Annotated in this window: 11 protein-coding genes and 1 tRNA gene; 2 read left to right on the plus strand and 10 right to left on the minus strand. The window is 34.9% G+C overall.

Translation table 11 applies throughout. The features are described 5' to 3' along the window. Positions 1-247: 247 nt before the first annotated feature. Positions 248-322, minus strand: a tRNA-Pro gene (locus ACWA1F_RS18575). Positions 323-529: 207 nt separating this feature from the next. Then, positions 530-1549: a cytochrome-c peroxidase gene (locus tag ACWA1F_RS18580; protein ID WP_456895824.1), complete on the minus strand. Its 1020-nt coding sequence runs from the start codon at positions 1547-1549 to the stop codon at positions 530-532. A gap of 268 nt (positions 1550-1817) precedes the next feature. Between ACWA1F_RS18580 and trxB the strand changes: the two genes are divergently transcribed. Beyond that, a complete protein-coding gene (trxB, locus tag ACWA1F_RS18585) occupies positions 1818-2765 on the plus strand; it encodes a thioredoxin-disulfide reductase (protein WP_306159207.1) in 948 nt (315 codons plus the stop codon). Between the two features lie 104 nt (positions 2766-2869). Here trxB and ACWA1F_RS18590 read toward each other — a convergent pair whose 3' ends face one another. The 5 genes from ACWA1F_RS18590 to ACWA1F_RS18610 all read right to left on the minus strand — a co-directional run bounded on the left by ACWA1F_RS18590 (position 2870) and on the right by ACWA1F_RS18610 (position 7306). Further along, positions 2870-3730 (minus strand): GIN domain-containing protein, encoded by an 861-nt coding sequence (locus ACWA1F_RS18590; protein ID WP_306159205.1) that lies wholly within the window; start codon positions 3728-3730, stop codon positions 2870-2872. Positions 3731-3813: 83 nt separating this feature from the next. Beyond that, complete coding sequence (locus ACWA1F_RS18595; protein ID WP_456895826.1) at positions 3814-4548, minus strand: head GIN domain-containing protein; 735 nt, start codon at positions 4546-4548, stop codon at positions 3814-3816. 3 nt (positions 4549-4551) lie between these two features. Continuing rightward, on the minus strand, positions 4552-6312 hold the full coding sequence (locus tag ACWA1F_RS18600) for a PspC domain-containing protein (RefSeq protein ID WP_306159202.1): 1761 nt from the start codon (positions 6310-6312) through the stop codon (positions 4552-4554). 3 nt (positions 6313-6315) lie between these two features. Further along, the gene (locus tag ACWA1F_RS18605; protein WP_008464689.1) at positions 6316-6648 is read right to left on the minus strand and encodes a PadR family transcriptional regulator; all 333 of its coding nucleotides are present in this window, start codon (positions 6646-6648) and stop codon (positions 6316-6318) included. Positions 6649-6850: 202 nt separating this feature from the next. Then, the gene (locus ACWA1F_RS18610; protein WP_456895829.1) at positions 6851-7306 is read right to left on the minus strand and encodes a DUF4870 domain-containing protein; all 456 of its coding nucleotides are present in this window, start codon (positions 7304-7306) and stop codon (positions 6851-6853) included. A gap of 254 nt (positions 7307-7560) precedes the next feature. Here ACWA1F_RS18610 and ACWA1F_RS18615 point away from each other — a divergent pair, with 254 nt between their 5' ends. Then, complete coding sequence (locus ACWA1F_RS18615) at positions 7561-8013, plus strand: DUF4442 domain-containing protein (protein ID WP_456895830.1); 453 nt, start codon at positions 7561-7563, stop codon at positions 8011-8013. A 161-nt stretch (positions 8014-8174) separates the two neighbouring features. Here the strand turns inward: ACWA1F_RS18615 and ACWA1F_RS18620 are convergent, their stop codons facing one another. The 3 genes from ACWA1F_RS18620 to ACWA1F_RS18630 all read right to left on the minus strand — a co-directional run bounded on the left by ACWA1F_RS18620 (position 8175) and on the right by ACWA1F_RS18630 (position 13444). Then, complete coding sequence (locus ACWA1F_RS18620) at positions 8175-8333, minus strand: hypothetical protein (RefSeq protein ID WP_164515329.1); 159 nt, start codon at positions 8331-8333, stop codon at positions 8175-8177. A 141-nt stretch (positions 8334-8474) separates the two neighbouring features. Then, positions 8475-10715, minus strand: a complete 2241-nt coding sequence (locus tag ACWA1F_RS18625; RefSeq protein WP_456895832.1) for a multicopper oxidase family protein — start codon at positions 10713-10715, stop codon at positions 8475-8477. A 200-nt stretch (positions 10716-10915) separates the two neighbouring features. Next, positions 10916-13444: a heavy metal translocating P-type ATPase gene (locus ACWA1F_RS18630; protein WP_456895834.1), complete on the minus strand. Its 2529-nt coding sequence runs from the start codon at positions 13442-13444 to the stop codon at positions 10916-10918. Between the last annotated feature and the right edge of the window lie 279 nt (positions 13445-13723).

Consider the following 13723-nt stretch of genomic DNA (forward strand, 5'->3'; position numbering starts at 1 on the left):
TTGATATTCAAAATTCAGATCTTGAAGATCCCTTTTTACGCCGCGTTTTCAGGGTTTTTTTGCCACGAATTCACGAATTATTTTTTTCAAATCTTTACGATTATTTATTCGAATTAATTCGAATAATATTAGCTAAAGTATTTTAAAAGTAAAATTCGTGAATTCGTGGCTAATGCTATTTATTCTGTTTCAATCATTAGAGCGCATGTATGAAACAAAAAAGCCGAACATTTCTGTTCGGCTTTTGTCGGGGTGGCAGGATTCGAACCTGCGGCCTCCTGCTCCCAAAGCAGGCGCGATAACCGGGCTACGCTACACCCCGAAGATGTATATTTGTTGTAGTGCCCGAAAGCGGATGCAAAGATATAAATAAATTTGATTTGAAAAAGGGAAAAATGAAAATAAATGGAACTTATTTTAAAATAGTTTTTTAATACAAAAAAAAACCTTTCTGAAAACACAGAAAGGTTTTTACTGTGAATATTTTTAAACTCTTCATTTAGAATAAGAAGGCAATAAAAATATCATTTTACTCTTTGTACTTTGCATCAACATCGGCAGTCAATGTTTTTAAGAAAGCAGCCATGTTTTTAGCATCCTCATCAGAAATATCTTTGTTAAGCTGTAATTTCCCCATCATTTTTATGGCTTCATTCAATGATGAAACGGAACCATCATGAAAATAAGGTGCCGTTTTTTCTACATTTCGCAAGCCAGGAACTTTAAAAAGAAACTTATCACTTTCTTTTTTCGTAAGGTCAAAAAGACCGTTGTCGACTTTTTTGCTGCCGGTAAGTTTTGCATAATCTCCGTAAACTCCAAATTTCTGAAACATCTGTCCGCCAAGTGCAACACCGCTGTGACAAGTAATGCAATTGTTATCGATAAAAGATTTCAATCCCTTTTTTTCCTGATCATTTATAGCCGATTCATTTCCATCCAAATAATCGTCAAATTTACTTTTCGGATTAAGTTTGCGTTCAAAAGCACCAATTGCATTGGCTAGATTATCAAAAGTAATAGGTTCCTTATCTTTTGGATATACCTTTTTAAACAGAGCTTGATATTCTGGCATTGCTCTTAGTTTTTTCTCTAAAAATGCAGCGTCTGGAATACTGTGTTCTACAGGGTTTAGTAAAGGTCCTTTGGCTTGTTCTTCTACATTTTTGGCACGGCCATCCCAAAATTGCATAGAATGCAGCGAAGCATAAATTACGGTAGGCGAGTTACGGTCTCCCAATTGTTTTGTGTCTCCTTCAGACAAAGATTTGTTGTCAACTCCATAAGTGGCAAGATTGTGACAGGAATTACAGCTGATTGTTCCATTTTTTGACAATGCTTTATCGTAATAAAGTTTTTTTCCCAAATCAAATTTTTCCTGCGATATGTTTTCTTCAGATAATGCTGAAACAGATTTAAAGAAAGTAGAAGCTTTCGCTAACAATTCTGATTTAGGAGTTTCTGGAGTTTTTACGACATCGAATTCACCCGATTCTTTCTTGCACGAAGTCAATGACAAACCTGCAAGCAGTAAAATTACTTTTTTCATTTCGATTTTAGTTAAGTTTTTTTTTATCGGAACAATGTAGGGTAAAACCTATTTTTAGGAAATGATTTTTATCATGTATTCCTTGTTTCTGGCGAATAACGATTACAATTGTTTAAATTTTTAATTTGCGAAAGCAATAATGCGCAGACATAAGCTTGACATATTCATTATTTGTTATTTGAGAATAACAAAAACTGATTAGCCGAGTTCTTTTTTCCAACAATAAAAACTTACTTTTGCACCATCAATTATTAATGAAAACATAACTATGTCAAATACAATCGAAAAAATTAAATGCCTTATTATAGGTTCTGGTCCTGCCGGATATACTGCGGCTATTTATGCAGCCAGAGCTAATATGAATCCAGTATTATATCAAGGAATGCAGCCTGGCGGTCAATTGACGACTACTAATGAGGTTGAAAATTTTCCAGGTTATGTTGATGGAGTAACAGGACCGGAAATGATGATTCAGTTACAAGAACAAGCAAAACGTTTTGGTGCAGATATTCGTGACGGATGGGCAACAAAAGTTGATTTTTCTGGAGGTGTTCATAAAGTTTGGATTAACGATTCTATCGAATTGCACTGCGAAACTGTAATTATTTCTACAGGTGCTTCGGCTAAATATTTAGGATTGCCATCAGAACAACATTACCTAAATATGGGTGGTGGAGTTTCTGCTTGTGCGGTTTGCGACGGATTCTTCTACAGAAATCAAGATGTTGTAATTGTTGGTGCAGGAGATTCTGCTTGCGAAGAAGCACATTACTTGTCTAAACTTTGCAAAAAAGTAACCATGCTAGTTAGAAGCGAGAAATTTAGAGCTTCTAAAATTATGGAAGAGCGTGTTCGTAAAACAGAAAATATCGAAATCTTAATGAATCACGATACTGTGGAAGTTCTTGGAGATAATAATGTAGTTCATGCTATTAAAGCATTAAACAAAACTACTGGAGAAGTTATAGAAATTCCAGCAACTGGTTTCTTCGTAGCAATTGGACACAAACCAAACACAGATATCTTTAAAGATTATATTACACTAGACGAAACAGGTTACATCGTAAATACTCCAGGGACATCTAAAACTAATGTAGAAGGTGTTTTTGTTGCGGGTGATGCTGCAGATCATGTTTACCGTCAAGCAATTACTGCTGCAGGTACAGGATGTATGGCTGCACTAGATGCTGAAAGATATTTAGCTTCAAAGGAATAAATTTTTTGTTTCAAGCTAATCTGAACTTGCTATAAATATAAAAGTCCCTTTCTTTCGGAAGGGACTTTTTTGTTATATTTTTAAACTCTAAACAATTTATAAGTTTACAATGTTGATGTTTTTGGTTTTGGCGCGCCTGGTTTTTTTATCAGTTTTGCCTCTTCGCTAAAACGTGTAAGTTCTATTTTTGGATCACCAGATAGTGAAATTTCAGACTTGTCTCCAGCTGCAATTGTGATAGTGTTTTCTGCTAAAATGCTCGCAACAGAAGAACCTTCAGCAGTAATATTCGCATCTTTCAAAGTAAATTTTACTCCGGTGAAAATAGAATTATTGTCTAGCCTAATTGTAGCTTTTTCAGCAATACCTTCAATTGCAGCAGTTGATCTCTGGTATAAATCGCATTTGAATTTTATAGCAGAAACTAATGTTTTAACTGAAGCATTTTTGCTCAATTGCAAATTTCCATCTTCAGCTTTTAAGTTTAATTCTGTTTTAGTTTTATCATCGGCAATTAGGGAGAATCTCTTTGAATTTACGTTTAAAAATAATTTAGAAAAATCAAGACAATTCATTGTGATATCATCCAATTGCAATTCTTGAATGGCATAAACTATAGCTTCATTTTTTGTAATGACCTTATTTAAAGATTTAGTATACGTTACTTTTACAGCTAACTTCTTGAAAATAGTAGATTCTTTATTAGTGTATAAACGAAGCGTTTTTTCTCTTAAATCCATTCCGATAATGTCATGAAGATTATCATCGGCTTCAATTTTAATTTCGTTTTTTTCTCCTTGCTCCAAATAAACTTCCAGATTATCATCGACTTCAAGAGCGTCAAAACTTCCAACTTCTTTTATCGAGGTCGTTACAATTTTTGAACCTTTAATTTTTTCTCTTTTTTGTGCAAAAGTGAAAGTTGTAACAAATAATAATAAGAGCAGCGCTGTACTTTTTTTCATTAATTCTAGATTTGATTTTGACAAATATAAAAAAATCATCCACTTTCGGTGAATGATTTCTTTTATATTTAACAGTTGCACTTTTAGCTTTTGCTTACGCTTCCTCCAGAAGTTGCCGATTTTTCAACCGTTTTTGGATTACCGCTGTAGTTGATATTTCCTCCGCTAGAAGCATCTGCTTTTAAGCTTAAGATTGGACGTACAGAAACAGTTCCTCCGCTAGAAGCATCAGCATGAACTTCATTTGCCATAAGTTTTTCGGCATCTATACTTCCTCCGCTTGACGCTGAAGTACTAAGACTTAGCGCTTTACCTATAATATCTACAGAACTTCCGCTTCCGGCATCAATTGCAATTCTGTCAGATTCGATATTAACATCCATCGATGCTGCGCTTGAAACGTCCAAAGTAATATCTTCACTTTGAATTGTACCATTAGTTTCAACAGTTGACGCACTCGAAGCTTCTATTTTATGAACAGCAGGCATTTTTACCGTTACTGTTTTTGATGTAATGTTGCGGAAAGAGCTGTATTTGCATTCAATAATAAGCGTTCCATTTTCTACTCTAGTAACGATTTCTTTTTGAAGATTATCATCGGCCTCAACAGTAATTTCTGTTGCGTCAGACTGCTCAATGACCAAATCGATGGCATTGCTTACAGAGATATTTTTAAACTCTCCGTCAACGGTTCTTTTTTCAGTTGTAACATTTCCGCTTCCTTCAATTGCATTCATGTTAAAATTACATGAAGCAAACAATAAAGCAGTAATAGTTATAATTATAAATTTCGTAATATGGATGATTATTTTTATCATGGTTTAGTTAGTTTTGATTATCACTCCGTTTTTATCTGTAGTTAGTCTTCCTTTAGTTTTTTTACCGTTTATAACTTCTTTTCCGTTAATTTTAACCGAAACTTCTTTTATCGTGTCTGCAGCTTCAACGGCAGCTTCATTAACGTCTTCATTAATATTCTCGTAATCATTTTCATAGTTATTCTCGTAATTGTTGTCATTGTCCTCATCAGCAGGGCAGTTCAAACATCTTACTTTAGACCCGATAACTTTATAATTGTAATCTCCATTATAATTTAATTCAAAGAAATTATCGTCTGAATTATAGTAATCTCTAACAGAAGAATCTGGTTTAATCAATTGCCCTTCTGGTACATAAAGATAAACATCAACTTCTTGACCTCTGAATTTATTTTTTACATCTGTCAGAAAATAGTTATCCAAAATTAAATGATTTCCGTTAATTTGAAACTTATAATTAATTTTTTCTGCTCTTTTCTTTGCATTTGTAAAAGAGTTGCCTCTTGCACTTTTTTCGATCTGGATAAATGGAGCCGATTCATCTGTGCGCAATACGTGTAAACGCACGTCATTAGAATAAATCAATTCGTTGTTTGCAGAGTCCTGTACAAATTCAAATTCTCTGTAATGGTTCAAACTTTTTGTGTAATAATCATTGTACTTAAACTTGATGTACAAAGTATCAGCCGGTTTGATGGCAAAAACTTTTTTCTCTACTATCTTATTGTCGTATGAAATTTCAGTTGCCTGTTTAATTCCGATACTTGTAAGAATCGCGATAGAAATAATCCAAAGAGCCAAAAGCGTATATTTTGTAATATTTCCGATTGATTTTAAGTTTGGAGATAACAATTTAAATCCTAAAAGTGTCAGGAAGAAAAACGGAATTCCAACGGCAAAGAACATTAATAATCCAAACGACCAAAGCGGATATTCTGTAAAGTTTCCAGCTTCAATAAAATTTTGCCAAGGGAAATCAATAAAAATGTTAGTTCCTAAAGTAAACACTCCAATCAAAAGCATGATTAAAGTTGAAATCCCAGATATAATTAGAATCACTCCTAAAAATTTAGCAAAGATTTTAAAAACCGTCATCACAAAGTCTCCAAATGAACTACTTATTCTCCCAGCTCCCGACTTTACCTGGTTTCCCATTTTGTCATAATCTGCATTTTTAAATTTATCAGAAAGTGAGTCAATTTCTTCGCGAACTTTTTTTTCGATGTTTGAAATTGTTACAGGCTCTCCAGTCATTTCTAATTTTTCTGAAGTCGTAACTGCTTCAGGAGTTACAATCCAAAGAACGAAGTAAGCTAAAATTCCAGTTCCAAAACCTGCAAAAACGAATATTAAGAATACGATTTTGATCCAAACAGCGTCAATTCCAAAATAATGTCCTAAACCTGTCGCCACACCGCCAATCATACCTTTTTCTTTATCGCGGTATAATTTTTTGTGTTTTCTTGCATAATTATTAAAAGATTGAGCCGTTTCCTCATCTTCAATTCGGTAATCTTCTGGCTGTCCCATTACCGCAATCACTTCGTCAACATCTTTCAGTCCAACAACATGTTTTTCGCTTTTTTGTTTTTCTGTCAACAATTCAGAAACACGCATTTCGATGTCTTTAATAATTTCATCCTGACCAGATGAGTTGTTAAGTGATCGTTTTATAGCGTCAAAGTAGCGTGTCAATTTTAAGTATGCATCTTCATCGATGTGAAAAAACATCCCGCCTAAGTTAATATTTACTGTTTTGTTCATGACTTATTGATTTTGATTGGTGATTAGATTTACGGCGTCGGATAATTCTGTCCAAGTGCCGCTAAGTTCGTTTAAAAATGTTTGTCCTATCTCGGTTAATCCATAATATTTTCGAGGTGGCCCAGAGGTCGATTCTTCCCAGCGGTAATTTAGCAAACCGTCATTTTTCAGTCTCGTTAACAACGGGTAAACGGTTCCTTCTACAACTAGTAATTTTGCGTTTTTTAAAGTGTCTAATATTTCAGAGGTATAAGCATCTTTTTCTTTTAGAACTGATAAGATGCAAAACTCAAGAACACCTTTGCGCATCTGTGCTTTTGTGTTTTCAATGTTCATAATTTCATTTTGTTTTTTTTTGATTGAACAATTCGTTTTTTGATTGATGATGATTTGATTGATGATTGATTTTTTGGAGCTATTTCCTGCTATCCGTTTCAATCTTTTGTGTCTCGTTAAAGAAACGAGACACAAAAGGATTTCCACTTCTATCAGGGCTAAACTCCCGTATGTATAAGAACTTTTAATCTTTACCGTCTAATTACTTTATAAAAGGAATCGTAAGCGGATATTTGTATAATTCTCCGTTTGAAGCTTTTATAGAAGCATAAATCACTAAAAAGAATTCAACAAATTTTAATAATCCGAAAAGGATAACAGCTGTAATTCCTACACTTAACATTCCAATGTTTGCCTGAAAGTTAAAGTTTCTAATTACATAATCGTCGTCATTAAAAACAGCTTCTATTGGAAGATTCTGTAAAAAGACAGTTATGAAAATCGGAATAGCAATAAGTGCTAAAATCAAAGAGTAAAGCAAAATGCTTAACTGAAAATTTAAAGCCTGTTTTCCGTGATGATCTGCAAATTCAGATTTGTCTTTATAGTTCGTCCAAATGATTAGCGGAAAAATATAGTTCCCAAACGGAATTATATATTGGCTTAAAGTACTCAAATGAGTAAAGGCTGCTGTATTCTTTTCTGATGTTTTTTCCATGATGAGTGGTGTTGATTGTTCCATGATTAAAAGTATATAGTAATTTCTTATGCAAATATATGTCTAAAAAACAGTATCTTGTTTTGCATAGTACTAATTATTAACAAAAATTTAACAAATATAAGATTGTGAATTATCTTTTAAATTGCTGAAAATCATTCGGAAGTGCCGTTTTTAAAGGCTTTCCATTCCTGTTAAAAGAATTTATTGTGCATGCATAGTTTTTTTGTATTTTTACATAAAAAATATATTCTATGGCACTTTCGGTATCAAAACTTAATAAATTCGTCTTATTCAAATTGCCTTCAGCATACTTTTGCGGAGTTCGTGTAAAAGATATAAACGATAGCAGCTGTACAGTAACAGTAAAACACAGATGGATCAATCAGAATCCGTTTAACTCGATGTATTTTGCAGTTCAGGCATTGGCGGCAGAGCTGACAACTGGAGCATTGGTGATTTCGCAGATTCAGCAAAGTGGCAAAAAAATCTCTATGTTAGTAGCCAACAACAAAGGAAACTTTACTAAAAAAGCAACAGGAAGAATTACATTTGTCTGCAAAGACGGACATTTAATTGCCGATGCTATTAAGAAAACCATAGAAACTGGAGAAGGGCAGACGTTCTGGATGAAATCTATAGGAACAAATGAAGAAGGAGTTCAAGTTTCTGAAATGGATTTTGAATGGAGTATTCGCGTGAAATAGATTTTTTGATAGCCACGAATTCACGAATTTTATTTTCTTAAACTTTACCTTTAATAGAATAATTCGTTAATTGCTTCGCCAGTTCGCTATCGCTCGAGTTGTGGCTGAAATAAAAAAGACCTCGTTTTTTGCGAGGTCTTTCTGTTGAAATTGAATTTCGTTTATTTCTTAGTACAACAAGATTTTTTATCTTTTTTTTCAGTTGTCTTTTTGCAGCAAGATTCTTTTTTTGCTTTTTCTTTTGTTGCAGGTTTCGTTTCTTGCGCTGTTACTCCAATTGAAAATAGAGCGACAGTTAAAGCTGTAATTACTTTTGTCATTGTTCGTTTTTTGATGGTTTAGATTTTATTTTTGATGAATCAAATATAGCAGGAATTCTTATAGCTGATTCTTACAAATTGTTAATGTTTTTGTAAACTTTAAGATGAACTTAAATAACTTATATGGTTCAAAAAAAAAAATCAATAATTTAAGTTCACTCCAAATCCAATTCCCATGTCGCTGTCATAATGCGTCGTGATTCCGAAGTTTCTGCCAACTACATATTTCAATCCCGCCATATATTCTTTATCCGTATTCCACATTAAATTCATTCTTAAACGTCTGGAAAGCGGAATATCTTTTCGTTCAAATTGTAGGCGTACATTTCCATCTGTATACACTTCGACCTGTGCTTTTATCAACATTGGCAAAGTATATTCAAGTCCGGCACTAAAAACAGAACGATTGTCTTTGGTGTTTTTCTGTCCGAAAATATTCTGTTCCTGTTCGTCCATTCCCATTTTTCGATAACGCCAGTCAAAACCGATGAAAGGCATCAGCCATTGATTTTTTCCAATGTAACGTCCAATATGCGTTTCCGTTTCATAACCATGTTTGTCGTTGTAACCCAAACGCCATTCCGTGCCGATGCTCCAGCGTGTGTTGCTGAACATGGCTTCACCATCATTTCCGTTGGTTGCAAAATCATTCTCGGCCATAAAATGAAACATTCGATCGTCCATTTTCAGCATTTTAAAAGCCATTTCGGGATGATGAATCAACGGATTTGGAGCTGAATTTTCGTAACTAAAAATCCTTCCCATTCCTGCCATCATGTGATACAGGATATGGCAATGAAAAAACCAGTCGCCATCTGCATTGGCTTCAAATTCAATGGTGTCGGTTTCCATTGGCATAATATCCAGAACATTTTTTAGAGGAGAATAATCTCCATGTTCGTTTAAAACCCTAAAATCATGTCCGTGCAAATGCATTGGATGGCGCATCATAGAACCATTATATAAGGTAATGCGAACAATTTCTCCTTTTTTAATTAAGATTTTATCGGTTTCAGAAACTACTTTATTGTCCAGACTCCAAACATAACGGTTCATATTTCCAGACAATTCGAAACGCAATTCTTTTACGGGAGCATCTTTTGGAAGATTGGTTTTAAAAGGTGATTTCAGCATATCATAATTCAAAGTCACAATTTCCGCAGTTTCCGTACTGTCACTTTCCATTTTCATTCCTTCCATATTATGATTAGAATGATCTATTGCAGGTTTTGAATCTTCATCTTCACCTGAAATTTCAGGATACATTACAGCGTTCATGTCCATTTTATTCAAAGACATATTCATGCCCATATCGTTCATTTCGCCATTCATTTTCATCATGTCGTTCATCATTTTCATGCCTTCAAAATATTTTAATTTCGAAAGATGATGAACAGGTTGTTTTTCGCCATTTCCTAAAAATAAAGAAGCAGATCCTGTTCTGTCTTCGGCTGTAGCCAAAAAAGCAAAAGCTTTATTATCTTCTGGAATCGTGACTACAACATCATACGTTTCAGAAACGGCAATAATCAAACGATCAACTTCTACGGGTTCGACATCATTTCCATCGCTGGCTACAACGGTAATTTTTCCTCCGCCATACGTAAGCCAGAAATAACTCGAAGCACCTCCGTTGGCAATTCGCAAACGGACTTTTGAACCTGGTTTTAAATCAGAAAACTGCAACTCGTTTTTGCCATTTATCAGGAACTTTTCATAATAAACATCGCTCACATCCATAGCGTTCATTCGCTTCCATTCGTTAGTCACTTTTGTAGAAAAAGCTCCTTGTTTAATAGCTTCGGCATAACTTTGCGTTGTTCCTTTTTTGATCGCAAACCAATCGTTGGCATTATGCAGCATTCGCTGAATATTCTCAGGTTTCAAATCGGACCATTCGCTCAGAATAACTGGAATTGTCGGCAAATCGTCAATTCCTTTTCGAATTGTCGAATCGTCTTTCTTTTTATTAATAATGAAAAGTCCGTACAAACCGATCTGCTCCTGAAGTCCCGAATGGCTGTGATACCAATAGGTTCCATTCTGAATTATCGGAAAAGTATATTTGTGTGTCGTTCCCGGTTTAATTGGCATTTGCGTTAAATACGGAACGCCGTCTTCTTTATTCGGAAGAAATAATCCGTGCCAGTGCATTGCGGTGTCTTCGTTTTCTAGATCGTTGTGCACGTAAATTTCTGCAATATCGCCTTCGGTAAAAGTCAAAGTCGGCATCGGAATTTGACCGTTTACAGCAATGGCACGTTTTTCTTTCCCCGAAAAATTGACAATTGTATCTCGAACGTGCAAATCGTAACGCACGACTTTTTGTGCCTTTAACTGAAAAGCGATTAGAAATAAAAGAAGAATATATTTGATTTTCATATCAGATTATTAGTTTGTTTTTTGCGCGAAATTGAACGTAGTTTAATTTTAACACATAGAAACATAGATTTGTATTTTTAAAAAAGAGAATGAAAGAAACTAGTTTCCACACATAGCGCTATGTGTATTGATGCAAGTGAAACGCCTTTATACACCATACAAAACTATGTTTCTATGTGTTTAAATAATTTCGCCCCTACCTATAATTTTAGATTTCGCAATCTTAAAGCATTAACAATTACAGAAACAGAACTCAAACTCATGGCAACCGAAGCCAACATTGGCGAAAGCAGAATTCCGAAAAACGGATATAAAATTCCCGCTGCAATTGGTACGCCCAGCGTATTATAAATAAAGGCAAAGAATAAATTTTGTTTGATATTTGACATTACAGCGTGACTCAAGTTTTTAGCTTTTACAATTCCGTGTAAATCGCCTTTTACCAAAGTTATTTTGGCACTTTCGATCGCTACGTCAGTTCCCGTCCCCATCGCAATTCCGATGTTCGATTGCGCCAAAGCCGGCGCATCATTGATTCCGTCGCCCGCCATTGCCACAATTTTCCCTTCAGCTTGAAGACGTTCTATTTCTTTTAGTTTATCTTCTGGAAGACAATCGGCTTTAAACGAACTCAAATGCAACTGATCGGCAACGGCTTTTGCTGTGTTTTTGTTATCACCCGTTAGCATAATGACTTCAACGCCCTGAGCGATCAATTCTTTTATGGCTCTTACGCTATTTTCTTTAATTGCATCGGTAATCGTTACATAACCTAAAACCATTTTTTCAATAGAAATATAAGAAACCGTTTTTCCTAGATTTTGCTCGGCAATAACTTTAGTTTCTAAATCTTCAGAAATAGAAGCACCAATTTCATCCATCAGCTTTTTATTTCCTAAAGCGATTTTTTTGTTTTCGATTGTTCCTAAAACACCTTTTCCGGCAATAGTTTCAAAACCTTGAACTTCTTTTGTAGAAATATTTTTAGCTTTCGAAAAATTAACAACCGCCTGCGCCAAAGGGTGTTCGCTATGCTGGTTTAAAGAAGCAATGTTTTGAAGCAGTAAATCTTCGTCATTATTTGAAGCGAATATTTTTTCGACAGATGGCTTTCCTTCGGTAATAGTTCCAGTTTTATCGGTAATTAAAACATCAATTTTATTCATGTTTTCTAGCGCTTCAGCATTTTTGATTAAAATCCCCTGTTGAGCACCTTTTCCAACTCCAACCATAACCGACATCGGAGTTGCTAGTCCTAAGGCGCAAGGGCAAGCGATAATCAAAACTGCAATCGCATTAATTAATCCATAAACATAAGCTGGTTCTGGACCAAATTTTGACCAAAGGAAAAAGGTCAAAATAGAAATAAGCACCACTGTCGGAACAAAATATTTAGAAACACGATCGGCTAATTTCTGAATTGGAGCACGAGATCTGCTGGCATTATTTATCATTTCAATAATCTGCGAAAGCATCGTTTCTGAACCTACTTTTTCGGCAATCATCACAAAAGATTTTGTTCCGTTTATAGTTCCAGAAATTACAGCATCGCCCGTTTTTTTGTCTGCAGGAATTGGTTCTCCGGTAATCATAGATTCGTTAATACTGCTTTCTCCAGAAGTTATTTTTCCGTCAACCGGAATTTTTTCTCCGGGTTTTACACGAAGCAAATCTCCTTTTTTAATGTTGTGAATAGAAATAGTCTTGTCAATTCCATTTTCTACCAAAGTCGCTTCGGTGGGAGCAAGTTTCAATAATTCTTTTATTGCGCCGTTAGTTTGTCCGTGCGCTTTAGCTTCCAGTAATTGTCCCAATAAAACTAAAGTGATAATGACCGTTGCCGCTTCAAAATACAAATGAATCGTTCCGTGATGCGATTTGAATTCAGGCGGAAAAATATCTGGAAAAAACATTCCGACTAAACTAAAAATAAAAGCAACGCTCGTTCCAATTCCGATTAACGTAAACATGTTTAAATTCCAAGTTACAATTGATTTGTAAGCGCGCACAAAAAACATCCAGCCTGCATAGAACAAAACGGGAAGTGAAAACAGAAATTGAACCCAATTCCATTTTTCAATCGACATTATATTGTAAAGAGGATTATTCGGAATCATTTCTGACATCGAAATAATGAAAATCGGCAGCGTGAAGGCGATAGCAATTTTCATTTTTTTCAATAAGTCGGTATACGTTTTATTTTCTTCGTCTGAAGCTTGCATCGGAACCAAATCCATTCCGCAAATTGGACAATCACCTGGTTCATCTGAAACAATTTCAGGATGCATCGGACAAGTAAACTGTGTTGAAGTTATTGCAATCTGCGGCACTAAATCCATTCCGCATACTGGACAATCTCCTGGTTTGTTATAGGTTTTATCGCCTTCGCAATGCATCGGACAGTAATAAACACCATTTGAACTATGCTGATGTACTTTTTTTGTTTCTGTTTTATGATGTGAATGCTCTTCTTTTTTATGACCTGAACAGCAAGATTTAACTGCTTCGCCGTGATTTTTGGGAGAATCCATTTCAATTGTATAATTTCCCGCAGCAGCTAAAACTTCCTTAAATTTTTCTGTCGGAACATGGTTTTCCATTGTAATCGTAGCGGTTGGCGGATTTAATGTTACTTCTGCCTGAACGCCTTCGACTTCATTTAAAGTCTTTTCTACTTTGGTTCGGCATCCGTTGCACGACATTCCTGAAATTATATATTGATGTTTCATTGTATTGTTCTTTTTGGTTTACAATGCAAATTTCCGAACTATTGGCGGGTTCGGTTTGTATAATTTTGGGGATGATTTGTAAGATTTACTAAGATACGGTTTTTTTGAACGCGTTTATTTTTTAACCGCGAAGCACGCAAAGGTTTACGCAAAGGGCGCTAAGTTTTTTATTTATTTTAGTTTTTAAAAGTTCGCAAAGCTTTGTGTAAACATTTTACGGAATTTATATAGAACATAGCCCACGGTTTCAACCGTGGGTACGCAAAGAATTTCCTCCCT

Source organism: Flavobacterium erigeronis (assembly GCF_054075165.1).

Excerpts from the sequence above, each read along its gene's own strand:
- ACWA1F_RS18580 (WP_456895824.1), bottom strand. The coding sequence starts at position 1,549 with ATGAAAAAAGTAATTTTACTGCTTGCAGGTTTGTCATTGACTTCGTGC.
- trxB (WP_306159207.1), top strand. The coding sequence starts at position 1,818 with ATGTCAAATACAATCGAAAAAATTAAATGCCTTATTATAGGTTCTGGT.
- ACWA1F_RS18590 (WP_306159205.1), bottom strand. The coding sequence starts at position 3,730 with ATGAAAAAAAGTACAGCGCTGCTCTTATTATTATTTGTTACAACTTTC.
- ACWA1F_RS18595 (WP_456895826.1), bottom strand. The coding sequence starts at position 4,548 with ATGATAAAAATAATCATCCATATTACGAAATTTATAATTATAACTATT.
- ACWA1F_RS18600 (WP_306159202.1), bottom strand. The coding sequence starts at position 6,312 with ATGAACAAAACAGTAAATATTAACTTAGGCGGGATGTTTTTTCACATC.
- ACWA1F_RS18605 (WP_008464689.1), bottom strand. The coding sequence starts at position 6,648 with ATGAACATTGAAAACACAAAAGCACAGATGCGCAAAGGTGTTCTTGAG.
- ACWA1F_RS18610 (WP_456895829.1), bottom strand. The coding sequence starts at position 7,306 with ATGGAAAAAACATCAGAAAAGAATACAGCAGCCTTTACTCATTTGAGT.
- ACWA1F_RS18615 (WP_456895830.1), top strand. The coding sequence starts at position 7,561 with ATGGCACTTTCGGTATCAAAACTTAATAAATTCGTCTTATTCAAATTG.
- ACWA1F_RS18620 (WP_164515329.1), bottom strand. The coding sequence starts at position 8,333 with ATGACAAAAGTAATTACAGCTTTAACTGTCGCTCTATTTTCAATTGGA.
- ACWA1F_RS18625 (WP_456895832.1), bottom strand. The coding sequence starts at position 10,715 with ATGAAAATCAAATATATTCTTCTTTTATTTCTAATCGCTTTTCAGTTA.
- ACWA1F_RS18630 (WP_456895834.1), bottom strand. The coding sequence starts at position 13,444 with ATGAAACATCAATATATAATTTCAGGAATGTCGTGCAACGGATGCCGA.